This is a genomic window from Prochlorococcus marinus str. GP2 (genome assembly GCF_000759885.1).
In the GTDB taxonomy this organism is placed as follows: domain Bacteria; phylum Cyanobacteriota; class Cyanobacteriia; order PCC-6307; family Cyanobiaceae; genus Prochlorococcus_A; species Prochlorococcus_A marinus_J.
On the sequence record NZ_JNAH01000002.1, the window covers coordinates 104,511 to 125,288 of the forward strand.

Annotated in this window: 23 protein-coding genes and 1 tRNA gene; 10 read left to right on the top strand and 14 right to left on the bottom strand. The window is 30.9% G+C overall.

What is annotated here, in order from left to right; translation table 11 throughout:
* Window positions 1-23 precede the first annotated feature (23 nt).
* Window positions 24-590: a hydrolase gene (locus tag EU91_RS07725; RefSeq protein ID WP_032523763.1), complete on the bottom strand. Its 567-nt coding sequence runs from the start codon at window positions 588-590 to the stop codon at window positions 24-26.
* Between the two features lie 119 nt (window positions 591-709).
* Here EU91_RS07725 and EU91_RS07720 point away from each other — a divergent pair, with 119 nt between their 5' ends.
* Complete coding sequence (locus EU91_RS07720; RefSeq protein ID WP_032523764.1) at window positions 710-1,162, top strand: Fur family transcriptional regulator; 453 nt, start codon at window positions 710-712, stop codon at window positions 1,160-1,162.
* A gap of 6 nt (window positions 1,163-1,168) precedes the next feature.
* Here EU91_RS07720 and arsS read toward each other — a convergent pair whose 3' ends face one another.
* Window positions 1,169-2,101, bottom strand: a complete 933-nt coding sequence (gene arsS / locus EU91_RS07715; RefSeq protein WP_032523765.1) for an arsenosugar biosynthesis radical SAM (seleno)protein ArsS — start codon at window positions 2,099-2,101, stop codon at window positions 1,169-1,171.
* A gap of 11 nt (window positions 2,102-2,112) precedes the next feature.
* Window positions 2,113-3,357 carry a glucosylglycerol 3-phosphatase gene (gene stpA, locus EU91_RS07710; protein WP_032523766.1) on the bottom strand — a complete coding sequence of 415 codons (1,245 nt, stop codon included), beginning with the start codon at window positions 3,355-3,357 and terminating at the stop codon, window positions 2,113-2,115.
* A gap of 166 nt (window positions 3,358-3,523) precedes the next feature.
* Between stpA and EU91_RS07705 the strand changes: the two genes are divergently transcribed.
* The 4 genes from EU91_RS07705 to EU91_RS07690 all read left to right on the top strand — a co-directional run bounded on the left by EU91_RS07705 (window position 3,524) and on the right by EU91_RS07690 (window position 8,088).
* On the top strand, window positions 3,524-5,032 hold the full coding sequence (locus EU91_RS07705; RefSeq protein WP_032523767.1) for a hypothetical protein: 1,509 nt from the start codon (window positions 3,524-3,526) through the stop codon (window positions 5,030-5,032).
* A 91-nt stretch (window positions 5,033-5,123) separates the two neighbouring features.
* Window positions 5,124-5,783: a hypothetical protein gene (locus EU91_RS07700; protein WP_032523768.1), complete on the top strand. Its 660-nt coding sequence runs from the start codon at window positions 5,124-5,126 to the stop codon at window positions 5,781-5,783.
* Between the two features lie 72 nt (window positions 5,784-5,855).
* Window positions 5,856-7,184 (top strand): O-acetylhomoserine aminocarboxypropyltransferase/cysteine synthase family protein, encoded by a 1,329-nt coding sequence (locus EU91_RS07695; RefSeq protein WP_032523769.1) that lies wholly within the window; start codon window positions 5,856-5,858, stop codon window positions 7,182-7,184.
* A gap of 13 nt (window positions 7,185-7,197) precedes the next feature.
* Complete coding sequence (locus EU91_RS07690; RefSeq protein ID WP_032523770.1) at window positions 7,198-8,088, top strand: homoserine O-succinyltransferase; 891 nt, start codon at window positions 7,198-7,200, stop codon at window positions 8,086-8,088.
* A gap of 5 nt (window positions 8,089-8,093) precedes the next feature.
* On the opposite strand, the gene EU91_RS07685 is transcribed toward EU91_RS07690, so the two are convergent.
* The gene (locus EU91_RS07685) at window positions 8,094-9,659 is read right to left on the bottom strand and encodes a SulP family inorganic anion transporter (RefSeq protein WP_032523771.1); all 1,566 of its coding nucleotides are present in this window, start codon (window positions 9,657-9,659) and stop codon (window positions 8,094-8,096) included.
* A 30-nt stretch (window positions 9,660-9,689) separates the two neighbouring features.
* Window positions 9,690-10,964 (bottom strand): FAD-binding protein, encoded by a 1,275-nt coding sequence (locus EU91_RS07680; protein ID WP_032523772.1) that lies wholly within the window; start codon window positions 10,962-10,964, stop codon window positions 9,690-9,692.
* A 47-nt stretch (window positions 10,965-11,011) separates the two neighbouring features.
* On the opposite strand from EU91_RS07680, the gene EU91_RS0108355 reads away from it, so the two are divergent.
* Together EU91_RS0108355 and EU91_RS07675 are read left to right on the top strand one after the other, a co-directional pair.
* The gene (locus EU91_RS0108355) at window positions 11,012-12,130 is read left to right on the top strand and encodes a sirohydrochlorin chelatase (RefSeq protein ID WP_413355496.1); all 1,119 of its coding nucleotides are present in this window, start codon (window positions 11,012-11,014) and stop codon (window positions 12,128-12,130) included.
* 381 nt (window positions 12,131-12,511) lie between these two features.
* Entirely contained in the window at window positions 12,512-12,769 is a 258-nt protein-coding gene (locus EU91_RS07675) for a DUF2811 domain-containing protein (protein ID WP_032523774.1), read from the top strand.
* Here EU91_RS07675 and EU91_RS07670 read toward each other — a convergent pair.
* A complete protein-coding gene (locus EU91_RS07670; RefSeq protein WP_032523775.1) occupies window positions 12,756-14,396 on the bottom strand; it encodes a GMC oxidoreductase in 1,641 nt (546 codons plus the stop codon). The genes EU91_RS07675 and EU91_RS07670 overlap by 14 nt on opposite strands.
* Window positions 14,397-14,503: 107 nt before the next feature.
* Between EU91_RS07670 and EU91_RS07665 the strand changes: the two genes are divergently transcribed.
* Entirely contained in the window at window positions 14,504-14,977 is a 474-nt protein-coding gene (locus tag EU91_RS07665; protein WP_032523776.1) for a pentapeptide repeat-containing protein, read from the top strand.
* A 2-nt stretch (window positions 14,978-14,979) separates the two neighbouring features.
* Here EU91_RS07665 and EU91_RS07660 read toward each other — a convergent pair whose 3' ends face one another.
* The 3 genes from EU91_RS07660 to gloA all read right to left on the bottom strand — a co-directional run bounded on the left by EU91_RS07660 (window position 14,980) and on the right by gloA (window position 16,530).
* Complete coding sequence (locus tag EU91_RS07660) at window positions 14,980-15,372, bottom strand: hypothetical protein (RefSeq protein WP_032523800.1); 393 nt, start codon at window positions 15,370-15,372, stop codon at window positions 14,980-14,982.
* A 1-nt stretch (window position 15,373) separates the two neighbouring features.
* Window positions 15,374-15,871, bottom strand: coding sequence for a VHS domain-containing protein (locus EU91_RS07655; protein WP_032523777.1), 498 nt, complete (start codon window positions 15,869-15,871; stop codon window positions 15,374-15,376).
* Window positions 15,872-16,140: 269 nt separating this feature from the next.
* Complete coding sequence (gene gloA / locus EU91_RS07650; RefSeq protein ID WP_032523778.1) at window positions 16,141-16,530, bottom strand: lactoylglutathione lyase; 390 nt, start codon at window positions 16,528-16,530, stop codon at window positions 16,141-16,143.
* Between the two features lie 135 nt (window positions 16,531-16,665).
* On the opposite strand from gloA, the gene EU91_RS07645 reads away from it, so the two are divergent.
* Window positions 16,666-17,100, top strand: a complete 435-nt coding sequence (locus tag EU91_RS07645; protein ID WP_032523779.1) for a Tic20 family protein — start codon at window positions 16,666-16,668, stop codon at window positions 17,098-17,100.
* 26 nt (window positions 17,101-17,126) lie between these two features.
* Here the strand turns inward: EU91_RS07645 and EU91_RS0108360 are convergent, their stop codons facing one another.
* From EU91_RS0108360 to EU91_RS07635, 3 genes are read right to left on the bottom strand one after another with little or no spacing between them, the layout of a single operon-like run.
* Window positions 17,127-17,426, bottom strand: coding sequence for a hypothetical protein (locus tag EU91_RS0108360; RefSeq protein ID WP_241433917.1), 300 nt, complete (start codon window positions 17,424-17,426; stop codon window positions 17,127-17,129).
* A gap of 37 nt (window positions 17,427-17,463) precedes the next feature.
* Window positions 17,464-18,048 carry a hypothetical protein gene (locus EU91_RS07640; RefSeq protein WP_032523781.1) on the bottom strand — a complete coding sequence of 195 codons (585 nt, stop codon included), beginning with the start codon at window positions 18,046-18,048 and terminating at the stop codon, window positions 17,464-17,466.
* A 55-nt stretch (window positions 18,049-18,103) separates the two neighbouring features.
* Window positions 18,104-18,304: a hypothetical protein gene (locus tag EU91_RS07635; protein ID WP_032523782.1), complete on the bottom strand. Its 201-nt coding sequence runs from the start codon at window positions 18,302-18,304 to the stop codon at window positions 18,104-18,106.
* Window positions 18,305-18,718: 414 nt separating this feature from the next.
* On the opposite strand from EU91_RS07635, the gene EU91_RS07630 reads away from it, so the two are divergent.
* A complete protein-coding gene (locus tag EU91_RS07630) occupies window positions 18,719-19,471 on the top strand; it encodes a type II restriction endonuclease (RefSeq protein WP_032523783.1) in 753 nt (250 codons plus the stop codon).
* Here EU91_RS07630 and EU91_RS07625 read toward each other — a convergent pair.
* Together EU91_RS07625 and EU91_RS07620 are read right to left on the bottom strand one after the other, a co-directional pair.
* Window positions 19,449-20,360, bottom strand: coding sequence for a DNA adenine methylase (locus EU91_RS07625; RefSeq protein ID WP_032523784.1), 912 nt, complete (start codon window positions 20,358-20,360; stop codon window positions 19,449-19,451). The genes EU91_RS07630 and EU91_RS07625 overlap by 23 nt on opposite strands.
* Before the next feature lie 275 nt (window positions 20,361-20,635).
* Window positions 20,636-20,722: transfer RNA gene (locus tag EU91_RS07620), tRNA-Ser, on the bottom strand.
* Window positions 20,723-20,778 lie beyond the last annotated feature (56 nt).

A 20,778-nucleotide genomic window follows, 5' to 3' on the forward strand; every position in this document is an offset into this window, starting at 1 on the left:
AACAAACCAGTCTTTATTTTTCTTTAACTCATTATTATATTTTTAATTTCTTTAAATTCTTTTCTATCCGCAGTTTTGCATAATTCAAAAATCATTGATTCAGTTGTTGTTAAAATTGCCCCGCTCTGAGTCATTCTTTGTAATGCTATTTCATGATCTACCCTATTTCGACTTCCCATGGCATCTGATATGAGAATAACTTCAAATCCTTTTTGTAAAAAATCTAGGACTGTTTGTTGAATACAAATATGCGTTTCGATCCCACAAACTATCAAATTAGTAATTTTCTTATTTTTAAGTTCTTTTAAAAATTCTTCTAATTTAGCTAGGCTGAATTCCATTTTTTCAAATTTTCTAAATTCTGCTATGGGTGATAATTCAGGTATTGTTACCCCCAATTTGAGTGGATTCTGTTCAGAAATGAATATGTTTTCTTCTAAAATTTGGTAAGCACTTAATAGCCTTTTGATGTTTTTGATTATTGAATCCTTATTGAAAATTGTTCTCATAATTTTTCCCTGAATATCAATAATTAGCAAGGCATTTACTTTCGGTGATAATTTATCAGAAGATATTTCTTGATCATTCATCATTAATATATAAAGATATATTTAACATAATATTTTAAAGAACTTTAGTAAACATTTTAAATCAAAAAGTTGTTTTACTCTCATCTAGAGTTATTATTGAGAATAGCCATTGGTTAGTTTTGTCATTATCCTCTAAATACAATGTCATTACATCTCCTCTTGGTGAGGATTTACATAAAGATGGTAAGAGGTTAACTCCTCAGAGGCTAAAAGTTCTTAATTTATTTGAAAATATTGGCTCTGGAAAACATCTTAGTGCTGAAGAGGTTCATGAAAAGTTAGTTAAAACAAGCTCCAAAGTTTCACTTGCAACAATTTATAGAACTTTAAGACTTTTAGTACAAATGGGTTTGCTTCATGAATTAGAACTCAGTGAAGGAGGACATAGATATGAATTACTTAGTAATGACACGCCGGACCATCATCATTTGATTTGTATTAGGTGTGGAAGAACAGAAGAATTCGAAAATGACGAAGTTTTAGAAGCAGGCAAAGTTGCAGCAAAAGTTAATGGTTTTAAACTAATTGAATCCTCATTAAATGTAAGAGCCATTTGCCCTAATTGCATTTAGGAGCTTTTAACTTAAAGTCCCGCCACAACTTGATCCTGTACCAGCAGTGCAAGCAAAACAATGTTCTTTTACAGCTACCCCGTAATCAAAAGTAAATGATTCATCTAATAGATCAAAGAGTGTCTTTGGTCCTTTATTTGCTTGGAAATTTATCTGTTGGTTAAAGTCACAATCATAAATTTCCCCAAGCCAATTTACACTGATAGTTTTTTTGCACATAAGATTTTCTAAATTTTTTTCATTAAAATTTTCTTTTAGTAATTTGTAATAAGTATTTAGTTTCCCTTCTTTTATGAGAGATTCTTTATATCTATTAATTGGCATATTAGTTATGGTGTATAAGCTATTAAAAACAATATTATATTTTTCGAATAGTATTTTTTTGTAATCTTGTTCCAATATTTTCTGAGAAGGTGGAAGAATTGGGCTTACAGGATTGTAAACAAGATTTAATTGCAATCCATTTTCTTTTTTCCCATATCCAAGATCATTAAGGATTTTTATAGCATTAATACTTTTTTCAAAAACTCCAAGACCCCTTTGAAACTCAACATTATCTTTTTCGTAACATGGTAGCGAAGCAGTAACTATTACTTTATTCTTTGCAAGAAATTGAGGAAGATCTTCATAGCCTTCTTCAAAGAAAATTGTTAAATTACACCTATCAATAATATCAACTTTTTTTGTGCTCAAGCTAGCTATAAGGTTTTTAAATTCTGGGTGAAGTTCTGGTGCGCCACCTGTTATATCTAAAGTCTTGATTTTGTACTTATCAATTATTTTTGGAATAAGAGATATTATTTCATTTGACATCTTTTCAGTCCTTAGAGGACTTGAATTAACATGACAATGCTTACAAGCCTGATTGCATTTATAACCTATATTGATTTGCAATGTTTCTATAGGTTTTTTAAATATTGAGGGGAATTTTTCTTTCATAAATCTATTACTTATAAAGTGTCATTGGAAAATTCAAAAGTCAACAATTTTTTAAAGTTTGATCTCTTTTTAGCAAGTTTAATAAACCAACTTATATATTCTTTGGGACCATTTTGAAAAATCAAGTCAAACTTTAAGTTGTCATAAGGATCACTGATCCCTGTTAAACCAGTTTTTTTTGTAGAGGGTCTTTCAACTTCACCAGAACTACTATCTACAAAAATTATTTTATTATTGATACCAAATTCATCACCTAATTTTTGTATGAATTCTAAAAAAGATCTGTCACTACCTCCTCTTGAATAACTCTTTTCACTATTTTTTTTTGATGTTATTGTGTCACCAACTCCTACAATCAAAGGCATATCTTCTATTTGAATAGTTCTTTTACATAAATCAATTTTTTCCTTAATAGAATTTGGAGAGTTCCTAAAATTAAAATTATTTCCAAAAGGAGCTTTACCAGTTTTATACGCAATATATTTATTTAAAAGAAATAAAACTCCAGAATCTTTAACGGCTCCTTTAATAAGTAATTGTATGTCCGTAGATCCGATATCATCTTTAGAAGAAAGTTTAATTGTTTCTCTACCATTTTTATTTCCTAAATTTGGTGAAATATGCAGGAAAAATGAGTTTTTAAGGCCTTCGGATTCAGCTTTTAAGATGATTTCATTCATCATTTTTTCAAAACTAATTTGAATAAGCTTTCTTTTATCAGAATCATTGTTAACTAAGTCAAATAGACTATTGAAATTAATCGTTGGCGAGAATCGTGTTTCGCATATCGATTTTGCTGCATGAAAATTGATATCTTCTTGGCTAAGTTCAGGAAAAATATTCTCAACTATAAAATTAAACTTTGGTCTAATTAGACTAGGTACTTTAGATAAAAAATTTAGTTCTTTTTTTGAGACTCCTTCAAAACATATTTCACCATTATTGTCTTGATACTCTACTCCACAGGCTGCTAAACCTCTTAAATATAGTTCTTTGTTTTTAGGCTCAGTGGTGCTTCTTAAACTCCTTTCTATTATTCTGTTAACCCCTCTTGGACCTTCATGTTCCCCGCAAGTTAATACAAAGAATTCCTCTGCAAATTCTTTTACTGCATAGATATATTTTGATTCTAATTCTCTTGTCATTGGATCTTTAACTAAAGGGATACAAACTCCGTCAATGTCTTGAATAATTAAGATATTTTTAGGAGAAATTAATTGTTTTTGTGCCATTAATTTACTTGCCATATATTCCATATTTATAGTTATTTCTCTTTTAACTGAATTTCTTTACCTCAAAGAAATTATAAATTAAAAAATTCAATATTTACAATAAATAATTTGCTATGGTCAAGAATTGCTTTAATGTAGAAAAATGTTGGTATGGGTTAGAAATTAAAAAAATTATCAAGAATTTCCAAAAATGAAGAATAATTTTATAGAAAATATAAATGATGAAAAATATTTTTATTCATTGATTGAAGATTTAGAGAACAGCAAAGTTGGATTCTACAGTGTTGGTTTATATCCTGCATCATTAGCATATAACTGCGCGATGCATGGAAAATCAAATAATATTCTCTTAGCTCCTAGGGAAGATAGAGATTTGTTAGGCGCTTTCTCAAATGATGTTCTTTCTGATATGGATAATGAGACTATTGAAAAGATTAAGAGAATGGGACATTATTCTTCAGGGGGAATAAGAAAGCCTTTTGATCTAAAAGATCTTCTCTTGGAATGTGAGATAGTTATTCTTGCTTCAAACAGTAATCACATACAAGATGATGTTAAACATGCTTTAAAACTTAGAAAAACTTTAAAAAGAGAAAATGTGGTTCTCGGCTGTCTCGTTGGTTCTTTTTGCATTGATAATAAAAATAAAACCCCCTTTATTCTCTGTAATAAATATCCTAATTTAGCTTTTTTTACAGGATTTCATCGTCACGGAGCTTTACGAAATCCTAATGATAGTTTTACTGCGAATTTCTGTCATCCTGATGCCCTAACTGCTTTATTAGGAGCTCGAATTTTGAATCAATTGTCACCGAAAATCCAAGTTTCTCCTGGAGTTCATAATATTGAATGTCAATACATAAAATCAATAAAAAATATCTCATCCATATTTGCAGGTTTTGTAAATAACTTTCATTCCGATAAGCCAGGAATGCTACCTACCATTAATACGATTTTGTTAACACAATGTTTGGATCAGGCCGCATCAGTATCATTAAAAGTTAGAAAAGAAAATAAATTAGACAATAAATATCTCTCATTAAAGGAACTTGGTTATGGTGAAGAAATAATTAGTGCAAAGGAAAAAATTAATGATAAATTTTTCGAAAAAGGAGATTATACGTTTTCTCAATTAAATGCTGTTAAGGCTGATGTTTTAGGGAGCATGACACTGCCAACTGAAGGAAAACCAACAAGGAATTTCCAGGCAGGACAAGTTTTATCTGATATGCTTTTGCAACTCAACAGATGTCCAAAAGATGTCTCAGAATTCTTAAATTGGTGTAATAAATACTCTCTCAGTCAAGGAGGTTTAGAAGGTCTTAAGTCCTTAAAATTTTGGCCAGATATTTATAAAAAATTCAAAATTAAAAATAATAATTGTTCAATGATTAATCTGATTTATTTATGCTTTAATGCTAATTCAGTAGAGAAAAAAGAAATTTATAAGGTTTTAATTAGTTCAGAAGAAATCACTAATTTTTGCCAAGAATCTGTGAAATCTGAATTATCTTTAGAACTAAATGAAAAATTAAAAGGAGATTATCTTTTTAATAATATTGAAATATTTTACAAGAAATTTTTCATTGACAAAGAGGAAAAGTATCTTAAAAAAAATGATTTTAGTAATCAAATTTCTAAAAAAAATCCAAGTTATATTAATGTATTGAATATTATTAATAATTATTTTAATAATTGATTATTTCTTGAATTTAGAAAAAACTAAGTTTTTCATTTATTTACTAATCTTGATTGCAGGGTTAGAATTATTATGGTTTTAAAAGGTTTTTTTGAAAAAGGAATTATCACATCGTTCACATGAACTGAAAGCTCTTGGTTGGAATCAAGAAGATTTAAGAAGATATGAAGATTTATGGGACTACAGTCAAAGATGGGGATTAATAAATTTAGAAAGAGAAGACAGACAGTTTTTAAAGAAAGCAGAAAAGTTACTTCCAAAGATTCAAGATAAAAAGATATCCGTTAAAAAAACTATTGAAGAAAAATCATATTATTTATGGTTAAATTTTTACCTAGATGAAATTAATATTTTTAGTAATTCAAATCTCCCCAAAAATAAACATGGTGTTTGGACACTCTTAATTGAAGAGGAAATAAAACTTCTTAAGGAATTACAACCAGTTATGGGTCTTCCAGACACTTTAAAAGCCAAGAATCTATTCGAAAATAGAAAACAGCTTATTAATAAAGCTTTTAGTGAATTTGACGCAAAAAACAACGATAAGGTTTTCAACTTTGATGAGGTTTTAAACAACTCTGAAAAAGATGTTGGTAAGAATTGGAAATCAATTACTGAAAAAGATCCTGATGCTAATAAAACTTTTCCAATAATTGATTCTGCAAATATTGAGAAACTTAGGTACGAGATAAGAGAGGATTTGAGTTTGTACATGAATGATAATTACCCTTCTTTAAAAAAGGATTTATAAATATTTATCTTTTTTTTGTTTTTTTTTGGGACTTTTTTAAGTTAAATAGATAATAGGATTATTTAAAAAATTTTGAGCAAACAAAAGTTCGAGACTCTTCAATTGCATGCAGGACAAGTTCCTGACCCAACTACAAATTCTAGAGCAGTACCCATTTATCAAACTAGTTCCTATGTCTTTGATAATGCCGAGCATGGAGCGAATCTTTTTGGATTAAAAGAATTTGGGAATATTTATACTCGACTTATGAACCCCACTACAGATGTCTTCGAAAAAAGGATGGCAGCTTTGGAGGGTGGTATGGCAGCACTTGCAACATCATCAGGTCAAGCTGCTCAATTCTTGGCAATAGTGAATTGCATGACTGCAGGGGATAATTTTGTCTCTACATCTTTTCTTTATGGTGGGACCTACAATCAATTTAAAGTACAATTTCCAAGATTAGGAATAGAGGTTAAATTTGCTGATGGTGATAGTATTGATAGTTTTAGAAATAAAATTGATGATAAAACCAAAGCAATATATGTCGAATCGATGGGAAATCCTCGTTTCAACATCCCAGATTTTGAGGGTCTCTCAGCATTGGCTAAGGAAAATGGAATTCCTTTAATAGTGGATAATACCCTTGGTGCTGGAGGTGCTTTAATAAGACCAATTGATTTTGGAGCCGATGTTGTTGTTGAAAGTGCGACGAAATGGATAGGTGGACATGGAACAAGTATTGGTGGGGTTATTGTTGATGCAGGAACCTTTAATTGGGGAAATGGTAAATTCCCACTAATGAGTGAGCCAAGCGCTGCTTATCATGGACTCGTTCATTGGGACGCTTTTGGTTTTGGTAGTGATATCTGTAAATCTTTGGGAGTTCCTGAAAATAGAAATATAGCTTTTGCTTTAAGAGCAAGACTTGAATGCCTCAGAGACTGGGGATCAGCTCAAAGTCCTTTTAATTCGTTTTTGTTATTGCAGGGCTTGGAAACTCTAAGTTTAAGGATAGAAAGACAAACTTCAAATGCTCTTGAATTAGCAAAATGGTTAGATTCCAATTCTAATGTAAGTAGTGTTAATTATCCTGGCTTAGAATCTGATCCATATTACTCAAGTGCCAAAAAATATACTACTGGAAGGGGAATGGGTTGCATGCTAATGTTCTCTCTTAATGGAGGTTATGAAAATGCAGTAAAATTTATCGATTCCTTAAAATTAGCGAGTCACCTTGCTAACGTGGGAGACTCAAAAACTTTAGTGATTCATCCTGCTTCAACAACTCATCAACAATTATCTGAAGAAGAACAATTATCTGCAGGTGTTACTCCCACGATGGTAAGAGTTTCTGTAGGAATTGAACATATTGATGATATAAAAGCAGATTTCGAACAAGCACTTTTACAAATCACATAGGAAAGGAGATTTATTGGCTTTAATAATACCTAGTAACTACCACAAGATTAGTGATGTTGAGAAAAATCATATATCTTGGATAAAACCAGAATTGGCAAAAAGACAGGATATACGTCCTCTTAGGATTGGTATTTTAAATATCATGCCTCTTGGCAAGCAGTATGAATTTAACTTACTACATCCACTTGGTTTATCTCCTCTTCAAATTGAGCCAGTTTGGATAAAGCTTAAAACTCACTCTTATAAAACATGGGATATTAATCATCTAAATAATCTATACATAACTTGGGAAGAAGCAAATAATCCAGAACCGTTAGATGGAATCATTATTACTGGAGCACCTATTGAGCACCTAGCCTTTGAGGAGGTTAAGTATTGGGATGAATTTGTGAAAATTGTCGATGAAGCCAGAAATTCTTGTGCGAGTACTCTTGGATTATGTTGGGCTGGCTTTGCGCTGGCCTATTTAGCAGGGGTCGATAAGAAAGTTTTTGATAGGAAATTATTTGGGGTATTCCCTTTAAAAAGTCTTGTTCCTGGTCACCCTTTGATGGGTACACAAGATGATGAATTTATTTGTCCTCAAAGTAGATTTGCAGGGTTACCAGATTTAGAAATGGAGAAGGCCCAAAAAGAAGGGAAATTGAATTTGTTGGCTTATGGAGAAAACGTCGGATATACAATATTTGAATCTAATGATCAAAAACAACTTATGCATTTAGGTCATCCTGAATATACGGTTCATAGAATTATTAGTGAAATTGAAAGAGACAAAGAAAAGGGAGATGTTCCTCCTCCTGAAAATTTTGATCCAAATAGTTCAAAAACCGCTTGGAGATCTCATAGGAATTTGCTTTTTCAGCAATGGCTTTGGTTTTGTTATCAACAAGTTAGTCTTAATTAACTTTTTTAATGAGCGCTTTCTACACCACCTAGTCTTTCAAATAAGTTAAGACTTTCTTTATTTAATCCTACAATTTCAACTTTAGAACCACCATTCTGGAATTTTCTAATAATTTGCTCGAGAGCAACAACGCCACTTTGATCCCAAATATGAGCTAAAGACATATCAATTACAATCTTTTCAGGATGTTCATAAAGATCAAATCCTTGTAAAAAATAAATTTTACTTACAAAGAATAATTGGCCTTTAACTTTGTAGGTAATCAAATTATTTTCTTTAGCTCTTGAGATAGTTATAACTTTTGCCACTTTTCTGCTGAAAAGAATTGCAGCTAATGCGACTCCTGCAATAACTCCAAGTGCAAGATTATGAGGTTTTGTAAGCATTGTAACTGCAAATGTCATAAGCATTACTGCAGTATCGCTTTTAGGTATCTTTCTAATATTTTTTAATCCATTTATATCTGCTGTACTTATTGCGATCGTTATCATGATTGCTACTAAAGCAGCCATTGGTATTGCTCCAATCCAAGACTTCAAGAGGATAATCATAATAAGTAAAGATATACCTGAGGAGAGGGTTGATAATCTAGATTTGCCACCATTTTCAGTATTCATAACAGATTGCCCAACTAAGGCACATCCTGCCATACCACCAAATAAGGATGCCACAATATTTGCGATTCCCTGTCCTCTTGCTTCTTTATTTTTATTAGAACTTGTATCAGTTACATCATCTAAAATGTCTTGAGTTAAAAAAGTTTCCATTAAACCCACGAGAGATATTGCAAGTGAAGTAGGTAAAATTATCCCTAATGTTTCAAGACTAAAAGGTACTTTCCCATTTTCTATTGATCCAAAAGGGAGAGAAATACTTGGCAATCCATCAGGTAATTGACCCAAATCGCTAACTGTTGGGACATCTAGATTAAAGAATATGCTTATAAGAGTAATTACTACTATTGCGATAAGTTGAGAGGGGACTATTTTTGTGATTTTTGGAAGCCCATAAATAATTACTAATCCTAGGATTACAAGTATCCAAACTACTGGAATCTGAGTGTTAACTGGATATTGACTTATAGATTGTTCAACTAATCCTTTTGATTCTTTAATACCTATTCCTAACTGAGGTAGTTGTGCTTGAAATATTAGAAGTGCCAGTGCATTTACAAATCCACTTAAGACTCCTGTTGGCACAAATCGCATTTGGTAGGCAAGTCTTAAATATCCCCAAAGAATTTGGAATATTCCAGTTAATATTCCAGCTGCAATAAGATATGGGACTCCTAATCCAGGAGCTTGTGATTCTCCATAAGCAACAAGTCCAGTCATTAAAAGAGCTGTTGAACCTGTGGCTGAAGAGATCATCCCTCTTCTTCCTCCCACAATCGCAATTGTTATAGATAAGCAAAATGCACCAAAAAGGCCAACTTTAGGATCTACACCAGCTATACCTGAAAAAGCAATTGCTTCAGGGATCATTGCAAATGCAACAACTAAGCCAGAGAGAATATTTGACTTTGGATCATCTAACCAATTTTTAGATAAATATCTTGAGAAATTTGACATTTTAAGTTTCTTTATAATTAAGAAGTTACCTCATAAAGGAGGCAAAATACCTTGTGGGTCAAAAATATTCTTTAAAGTTTTTAATTCATTCATTCTATTTCCAAAGGCTAATGCAATTTCTTCTTCATGAGAATTCAAATGATTATGCAATTGTGCTAAGTGAATATTTGGATAAAACCTTTTTAGCTTGCTCCATGATTTATAAATCCATTCCAGAGCAACTTCTTTTTCTTGAAGATCATTTTTTTTCCATGATGCGTATATCCATGGTTTCCAAGTACTTTTTCTATGAACAAAAAAGCTTGAGCCATGATTTAACTTTTTAGTTTTGCCACCTAATTGTTGAGAAGCAACATAACAGGAATTATTGGGTTTATTATCCATTATTTCACTCAAACATTTTATGAAAATTGGGATATCATTTTTTAAATCTTCTCCAAGAAGACTAATTACCTCAGAATGGTTATTTGCATTCAGGTCATATAAATTCAATTCCTTTGGAAAAAAATTAATTTTGTTAAAGTTCTCATAAAATTGTTTTTCTAGAGCGGGAAATTTGTCTAGAAGCATTAAGTATTCTTCTGTTCTTTTATCCTCTAAATTATTGAGTTCAGCAAAAATATATATATAAATTTTTTGGGCATAAATCCACTGAAGACTAATATTTTCTGGAAATTCCTCTGATAGTTTTATTATTTCTGAAAGTTCATTTAGATTTACAAATCCTTCAATAACCTTTATTGGATTAGATTGGATAGTCTTAAGTTCTATTTCGGTAATAATTGAGAAGAAGGGTGCTGCGCCTTTAATTGCTTCCCAAATCAATTGTTCTTCTGGATTTATTTGATTTTTTTTTAAAGAGATAAATTTGCCATTTCCCAAGAAACCTTTTATTGATTCAATATTATCAATGGCTAATCCGTAGGCTCTACTGAGCGGGCTTACTCCACCAGTAAGTATATAGCCTGCTCCGGGAAGTTTAGAAAGTCCGATTGGAAAACTTCGATTATGTTTTTGTAAATGATTTACTAGATCCCCCATTATTACTCCACCACCAATTGTTACTAAATTGGTTTTTCTATCTAGGTGAATTTTGCTGTAATTTTTTCTTAGATCAAGAGTTGTAAAACCATTTTTTGCACAGCTAGAGGTTGTACCTCCACTACATATGCAAAGGTGCTCGAATTCTTCATCAGAATATTTATTTTCATTAAATAAGGAATCATCAACTTCATAAATTAATTTCTTTAATTTTGCATCCTTTGAGTTGATATTTGGAACTTCAAGCAAAATATTATTTTTCACTACATGATATTGTTCTTTACTATTATGGTATAAGTAATATCTTGATTTTGGATAATTTAGATTCGAAGTTAAATAATCAAGTCGCGATACTTATCTGTGGGCATGGGAGTAGAAATAAACTAGCCATTACTGAATTTCAAGAATTAACTAAGTTCATACAAAAAAGATATCCAAACTTTTTGGTTGAATTTGGTTTCTTGGAATTCGCTAAACCTTCACTTGTTGATGCTCTAGACAAGTTAAAAGATCTTTCTATAAAAAAAGTAATTGCAATACCAGCAATGCTTTTCGCTGCTGGCCATGTGAAAAATGATATACCTAGCTTGCTTATGAATTATTCAAGTAAAACAGGTATTGAAATAATTTATGGAAGAGAATTAGGTATTAATAATTTAATGATTAGTGCAGCTTGTGAAAGAGTTAAAGATGTATTTAAACAAAATAATACTCTCAAACCTGAAGAATCATTATTAGTTGTTGTTGGTAGAGGTTCTTCTGACCCAGATGCGAATTCCAATGTTTCCAAAATTACAAGAATGATCGTAGAGGGTATTGGTTTAGGGTGGGGGGAAACAGTTTTTTCTGGAGTAACTTTCCCTCTTGTTGAACCTGGTTTGAAAAATGTTGTGAGACTTGGTTATAAAAATATCATTATTTTCCCTTATTTCCTTTTCTCAGGTGTTCTTGTCACAAGAATAAAAAGGCAAAGTGATTTAGTTGCGATTAATAATCCAAATATTTCATTTATACATGCAAAATATCTTTCGTCACAATCTTATGTGGTCGACACATTTGTAGAAAGGATTGAAGAGATTCTTAATAACGAAGGGAATAATTTTATGAATTGCTCAACTTGTAAATATAGATCAAATTTATTTGGCTTTGAAAAAGAAGTTGGAATGGTACAAGAAAGTCATCATGACCACGTACAGGGCCTGGGTATAAGTTGTGATTTATGTGATCCTGAATGTAATGGTGCTTGTGAAATGCAAAATCAAATACCAACTCATACCCAAGAAAAATCAAACTCAGCAGGAGGAGATTACTTAGAACATGAACATGAAGAGGCTCATCAACATGAACATATTCACCATCACCATAGTATTTATCCAAACTCAAAACACCCTTTAGGACCTGTTACGCTTCGCTTGCCTAATAAAGACTAAATCTTAAGAAAATCCGTTGAAAATTAATGAATCACCTGTCTCTTTCTCGACTTAGTCTTAATAGACTCAGTACATATAAGTATTCTTAATATAAAATCTTGAAAGTATTTTGTACTAGATTTTCCACAATTTATAGGTTGTTTTCCACGTCCAAATCCACATTGGATTAGAACTGCCAGTATTTTTCAAAAAAAACAGGACTTCAACATTATTGTTGACTTTTCTTTAAGATCTATTCAATTTTCTTATTTGAAAAGGAAGTTTTTTAAAAACACGCTTATAACATGAGTCTCATTTGATAATTTGAAAAGTTTTCTAGCAGATAATTTTTGATTTTTTTAGAAAAAAATATCATTATAGTTATGAAGAAATTAAAGATTTATGGATCAACCCAGCCAATCAAATTTAATTGATAAGAAATTTGTCGAGTGCTATTCAAATAAAGTCTCTTTGGAAACAGAGCTATCAGAAACTCTTTATAACACTATGAAAGATTTCGTATTAAGTAACCCAACTTGGGATCAATATAAGCTTATAAATTCAGCGTTAGCTACTTTTCTCGTTCAAAACGGATGTAAAGATAATTCTGTATCAGAAATTTATTTAAATCAATTATTTACACCTTCTAAGTCTTTTTAATATTTAAACAGGCTCTTCTACTCAAAGCCATCATTGTAAGTGTGGGGCTTTGCCAAGATGAAGTGGGCCAGCATGCTCCATCTAGTACAAGTACATTCTTACAACTCCATAACCTATTGAATTTATCAACTACGCTATTTTCTTCATTCGTTCCCATCGGTGCGCCCCCTACTTCATGAATGTAATATCCTGGAGGAGGGGGACTATCTGAGAGTGCAATCAAATTTTTTGTAAAAAAACTCCCTAATGGGATATTTATGAGTTCATTAATATTTTTTATTTCTCCATTTGCAGCTTTTATTGATTTTCGTATTGTGTTTTCCATATGTTTTGACATATTTAACTCATTCTCGCTCCATTCGAATTCAATATGGGGAATTGGAATGCCCCATTCATCTGTTTTTCTCGAGAGGGAAACTAAGTTTTTCTCTCGAGGAAGGACTTCACCATGGGCGATAAGAAAGCCAATGGATGAGTTTGTGTCTTTTTGCAAAAATTTAGGTATTCCTAATCTATCAATTGCCCCCCAGATTCCATAACCTCTATGGAAATTTATGCCGTCAATTTTTGGTAAATTTGAACCAAATGGAATAAAGAAACTGCCTGCTCCAGAAAGATCGGGAGGATTATCTAATATTTTTCCTGAGTTTTTTGTTTTTGGGACTGAAAAAAATCTGCAGATAGATATATGGTCCATGAGGTATTTACCTAATTTCCCAGAATTATCTTTAAAACCTGAGGAATTTGATTTGTATTCTGAGTTCAGCAATATTCTGAGCGTTGAAATTGTTGATGCGCAAAGAAGGATTAAATCACAATTTAATTCTTTTTTGCAGCCATTATCTAAGTTTACGATCGTTAGTTTTGAAGCAAGCTCTGTTAACTTGTTAATTTCAAAAGATTCCACTAAGTGATTAGAGATTATTTGTACATTTCCAGTCTCTAAAGCTTTTTTTAAGGTGGTTCCTACACTAGAGGAATTGGGCCATTTTTTATCTTTTACGGATGAATTACGGTCAAATCCTCTTGATTGGATAAATGGATAGTTTAATTTTGATTTAACTTTACTTCCAAAAATTGTTTCGTTTTCTGTAAGAGGGATTTCACCAATATAAGTACCGTTTGGAACTTCCTTGATATCATCTTTTCGTCCATAAATTCCACAGAAACTTTCGATGAAATCATAGTGAGGGGATAGTTCATCGTATGAAATAGGCCAGTTTGGTCCGAATCCGTCTTGTTTAGCTGGATGAAAATCTTCTGATGAAAGTCTTAATGTTATGCCTCCCCAAGTTAGTGATCTACCCCCATAATGTTTACCTTGAGTCCAAAGGAAGGGCTTTTTTTTGGGGAATTCATAAGGATGCTTTAATTCATTTGAATATAAATCAGGATTATTTTTCCAATAACCAGGATGTTGAGATTGATTGGCATGTTTTTTTGTTAAAACGCCTGATAATCTTTTAAAGGTACTTTTTGGCTCATAATTACTAGCCTCATGCCTTTTTATTCTTGGTCCCGCTTCTATTACTAAAACTTTTATCCCCTGTTCTGCCAATGTAAGTGCTGCTATTCCTCCTGTAGCTCCAGAACCAACAACAATTGCATCGTAAGGACTTATATCCAAAACCTAGTTCGTGATTTGTTATTTCAATAAATATAGCATTCAGTAAATAACTAATTTTTAGAATTCAGCTTAAGAAGTTAGAATTTATTGAAATACTACTTAAAAAAATGAGATTCATATTTATAACTGTTTTAATAATTGTTTTAACCCTACCTTCAAGAAGTTACGCTGCGTTGGATTATGGTAAACAATCCTTGGTAGGAACCGACTTTTCTGGATCTGATTTAAAAGGAGCAACTTTCTATTTGACCGATTTACAAGATGCAAATTTATCAGATTGTGAGCTCCAAAATGCGACTCTTTATGGTGCAAAGTTGAAAGATACTAATTTAAGTAACTCCAACTTAAAAGAAGTGACTTTAGACTCAGCGGTATTAGATGGAACAGACTTATCAAATACTAACTTGGAGGATTCTTTTGCTTATAGTACACAGTTTGAAAATGTAAAAATACAAGGTGCAGACTTCACAAATGTTTTTTTACCAAAAGACATTGTTAGGAAATTTTGTGAAACTGCCTCTGGCACTAATCCAATCACAAATAGAGATACCAGAGAAACTTTAGAGTGCGATTATGTTTAAATTTATGCACATACAAGTTCTTTTTTAATCTTTCTTTGTTTATAAAGTGATCTTCCAGCAGGCCAACCTAAAGTAGATAGATGTCTCATTAAAGAACCTGAGTATTTAAAGTGAAAATTGTCTGAATATTTGATGCCAAGTTCTTTTAGAGTGGTTATTAATAAAAATAGATCTTTTTTGTTGCCTTTTTTCATATCCAACAAAATTAATGCCTTACTTGATAATTTTTTTTCTAGAACCTTATAATTTTTAGCAAAACCAAATTTAAGTAAATTAAATTCATCAGAATAAAGAGTATAAATTATTCCATCTTTAAATTTATATGGAGAAGTATCTGCATTAAATCTTGATGATATTAGTGTTTTGTATCCTTTTATGATTTTTCTGTTATTCATATTAATTGATTTCATTCTGAGCTATTTCGTATTTCTCCAATAGATTATTTACTTCTGCTAGTGCAATCCTCTTTTGACAGGCCGAGTCATATCTATTTACTGCTACTGAAGGTATTGAACCCTTGCTTTTCATTTCCCTTATGCCAGTTTCTAAACATTGAAAAGCAACACTCGAAAGATCTCTACCTTCTGCTGCTGCCCAGACTTTTAAAAGATAAGTAAGATTTGATGGCACTGAGATCTGTACTTTATTTGAATTTGAAGTATTTAATGCAATATCATCGAGACTAATTTCTTTAGAGTAGATTGTCTCCTTAACTTTTTTTTTCAAAATTTTTACTTGGCTTATAGCGTCCTCTTTATTCTTGATTTTTTGTTCTATTTCAAACAACTCTTCTTCAGAATTAATTAAAGCTTCTAATGCCCACTTAGCATCATCTTTAGCAATGGCGGTTCTATCAAGCCATTCATCTCTTATTTTTGACCAATTGCTAGGCATAAGCTTTGGGCGATAACTTAATAATAATTAAATCTATATAGATTGTCTACTCATTCTAAATAGAATTAATATAGATTGTATAATTTTTTAAGTTTAGTTCTTAAGCGCCCTTATCTAAGGAATAATATTTAGTAAGTAGAACTTTAAAATCTATCCAATATGATTTTTAGGTATATTTTTCGTTAATTACAATCAATTTACTAGATAATTCAATTTTTATTATTTTTTATTTTAGTTATTAGTTTTTGAATTAAAAAACTTCCAAGCTTTTAATCTCTTTCAATAAGTTCAATTTTATATCCGTCTGGATCCTCAACAAAAGCCAAGATGGTAGTACTGTTTTTCATTGTTTTAGGTTTGGTTGTTACTTTACAGCCATTATTTTCTAATTCTTGGCAAATAAGATGAATATCTTTTACTCCAATAGCTATATGACCATATTTATTTCCAAGCTCATAGTCACCTGACTTTTTCCCCCAGTTATAAGTTAATTCAATTACTGTATCTTCTTTTTCTGAGCCATAGCCAACAAAAGCCAAAGTGAATTTTCCATGAGGGTAATCTTTTTTTCTTAACAAATTCATTCCTAATCTATTGACGTAAAAATCAATAGATTTATCTAAATCTCCAACTCTCAACATTGTATGAAGGATACGCATTGTGAATTATGAACCTTTATCAATTATCTAATATTTAATAAACATCTGCCAAAATTGATTGGATAGAGGGTAAGTCTTTAATTAAGTTCAGAAAAATTAGGTTAAAATATATATGTACTAACTTCTATTATTTTATTGAATCAGATATTCCAGAGACTATCATCGGTTTTTTTGTATACGTTGCCTTTAAAGGCATCAATACCTTTTGGATATTATTTGTTCTATAAATATTCTTTTTTAAAAATACTATTATTAATAACTTTTCCAATAGCAATAATTGAAAAATCTTTGCCTTTTGGTGGTTTTTTATTATTTATAATATTGTTTGCTGGATTAGCAAGAAATCCAAAAGTCCCCTATTTCGTTAGATATAACGCATGCCAAGCATTACTAATTGATATTGCTTTGATAATAATTTCATATCTCTTGAGGATATTCCCCATAGTTGAACTAGGTTCAATTATTTTTATAATAACGCTATGTATTTTTATCTATTCGATTTATCAATGTATTTTTGGGGTTGAACCTGAAATACCCTTAATTAGCAAATCTGTAAGAATGCAAATTTAAAAGATTTATAGATTTACTGACTTTCTTCAGCACTCATTCAGAATAGATTCCCATCTTAGTTGACTAGCCTTTATTGCTTGCATTGGTGGATTAACTCCTTCTATTTCAAAGGCTTTAATTAATGATTTATTAGCTAATAGGCCTAATCTTGCTGCCTCTCTTTGCCTAAAGCATACTTTTTTTCTTGATCCCTCTTTTAGACTATTTTCGATTTCTTTAAGAATCTGGCTAGCTTCATTCGATTTAGAATAAAAATCATTCATATAAACGTCAAGTGCAGTATCAGCAAAGATTTCAACTGGAGAGATTATTGTGACTAAGCTCACTAAATAACTTAAAAATACAAATATTTTCATAAGAATCTTAAGTAAAGTTTTTGTTCGATCTCTTAAGTATTAAATAAAAGGTAAGAACGCTAATAGTTCCAGATGGGCCTATTAAAACATGCCAAAATTGATCGCCACTTAACGAGAGCCTTGTTCCAAAGAAAGTAGTAAAAAAAATACCAAATATTGGGTAAAGGATAATAAGCCAATCTTTAAAAGCTCTTTGCCAATTTATAATTAGAAGTATACTTATTATTACTTGAAAAAGAAGAGCAATAGTTTTATCAAATAAAAAATATGAGATAATTGAACATAAAGAAATACAAAAATTGGTTTTTTGAATGAATTTATTTTTTATAACTGATATTGATAAACATGTTAGACCTAAAGATAGGAAAGAATAAAATAACCAATTAAATAAAGAGGAACGATCTACATAAATCCAAGATGTTTGAGTATGATCTATCATTTCAGAAATAGATGCCAATCCTAAAAAAATAAAACCGAAAGGTATCAATTCGTTATTGCAAATGTGTTTGAATTTTTTGAACGATTTAATTCCTAATAATATTGGGATAATTGCTGCCTGAAGATGGGCTAATAATAAAATTGAAAAAAACAAAATAAATCCTCAAACTCAATTCATCTGAATTTTAAAGACAAAAACCATGTTCAGATTATCTTAGTAGAGATAGATACCATTGCCCAATTACTATGATCAATATTGTAAGAACAAAAGGGAAAGCAGGATATCTTGTCTTAAAATTAGCTGGTGGCCAAGGAGACCATGATATTAATCTTCCCTGAGGTTCATTTGAAATAACTTTTTTCTTCGATTTTTTGGATATTAAATTATCAGTGGCGAATCCTTTATTCATATTAAAATAACACTATTTTAACAAGAACATACCGAAAGGGCGTTTTTATATAGTTTGTTATGTTTAAAGTTGTTTTTAACTAGAACGGAGGGGGTGGGATCATTTTTAAGTTGAAATGACAGGCTATGACATCCTATGATAGGTCAAATATGAAATCGATTATTAAATCCACCAACAAATCCACTAACAATATTTAGAGCTATAAGTGAGATAATCTATTAATATTCTCAAATTAATTACCACTTTGCATTCTTCAAACAAAGTAAGGTATTGGAAAGCAAATATACTATTTAAATTATTAATTCTTTCTTCGTCTCATACAACACCATTAGGTAATTTTTTTTATTTAAAAAATACACAATAAAACTTCTTAATTTCAAAAACAGCTATATATATATTATTGAGAGAAATTAAGTGGGGTCTTTTTCAGATAGTTTTCAATCTCTTCTACCGATTATTGAAGATCGCATTAAAAATTTACCAGTTAAGGGTTTCATTGCTAGTTCTAAATTTGAAGATATTATTTTCCCATTAGGCTCAGATACTAAAGTACTTGGAACAGTTTTTGAATTACTCTCAAGAAAAGAGGTTTATGAGGTAGCTAATAAGGAAAAACTTTTGATAAAGGAAGCATCAAGGCAGAACTTCTATCCTGATTTCACTATTATGCGTTCTGAGACGGACCTTGAAAAAATAGCTCTTGATATAAAAACAACATACATTACTAAAAGGAATCAAAAATTTAAATTTACTCTAGGAAGCTACACATCTTTTCTCAGGAATCCGACAAAAAACATAGAATATAATTACAAAGAATATAAAGAACATTGGGTTCTTGGTTTTGTCTATCAGAGAGACACTAGTAAAATAAGTGCTTCTCATATTTGGCATCCTTATGAAAAAAGGGAAAGAATAAAGCCAGCCTATTCAAATGTTGATCTATTTTTTAGACAAAAGTGGGAGATAGCATCAGACTCAGCAGGCTCCGGCAACACTGCAAATATTGGAAGTATTTATGGAGAAATAAGTGACTTTAAAAATAAATTGCCTTTATTTAAATCGGAGAAAGAATTCGAAGCTTACTGGAGGAGCTACAAAAGAACTGCACTAGAAAGAGAAACAAATTATCGCAACATAAAAGAATTTAGGCAGAAATATGATTATTAAATTCTATATCTACTAAAGAATTAAGATCATTTTTTAATAAATTTTGTTTTACATAATCAGGATGTATCACTAGAGCTTCAATCATTTTATTTCTGTTTTGTTCTGAACCCCCGAGATGATAAAAATGAGAAAAGTATCTAAATGATGCAAATTTTTCAAAATTTTGTAAATATAGATTTTTCCTATATCTATTCTCAAACCACATTGACAGAGCATATCCTCCTTTTAATTTTTCAATAGCAGAGATCATCTTATGTGCATCTTTTTCATCCCAGGATGAATAATAATCTGTATGCCTTCCAACGTAAGGTGGGTCTAAATATGTAAAAGAATTAGAGTTTGTATTTATTAAGGTTTCTTCCCAACTCTGGCATACAAAGTCCCATTCGGATAAAAGGATTCGCTCTCGAACTGCAACAAATTGATTATAAATTTTAGTAATTAAAGCTTTTCTAAATCGGTCATTTTTTTTGCAAAAAGGGACATTAAATTCACCTTTCTTATTGAAACGAATCAAACCATTAAAACAGCACCTATTTAAAAAGACAAAATCCTTTGCATTTTTATCTTGATTAAATCTTTTTCTAATTTGATAATAGTGGGATTCTCCTTTTTGAGCCAATTCATTACCCTCTATCTTTAAATGATCAGCAATTTCTTCAGGCGTTAATTTATTATTTTGAATTGATTTATATAAATTGATTATATGTGGATTACTGTCAGATAATAACGCTTTTTTGGGCGCAAGATTAAAAGCTACTGAGCCTGATCCTAAAAAAGGTTCTATCCAGGTAATATTATTATTGATTTGGATATTATCTCTAATAAAATCAATCAATTTTGTTTTAATACCTTGTATTTTTAATGGAGGTACAATTATATTTTTCATCAAAAAGTTTTACTTTCTTAATTTTAACCTTTTTGAAAATAAAGCTTTAATTTATTTCCTAAATAAAATAAAAATAATAAATTTTAATCCACCAACATTATTTAAAAAACCACCAACAAATCCACCAACAAAAATTTGAGGATGTATGAAAACTGGTGATGATTTATGAAGTAGCCAAGATTGTTGATTTTTGCATATTTGGTTTTATGTCTACTATTACAATAATTTTGAAAGCTTATGAAGACTTATGACAACATAAGACTGCTTTCTAAAAACGGAGGGGGTGGGATTCGAACCCACGGTGCCCTTGCAGACACGCTAGTTTTCAAGACTAGAGCCTTAAACCACTCGACCACCCCTCCAAATGGGTTATTCAGTTTTAAACACCTAAGTAGTATAGCAAAGGGATTCACGACGA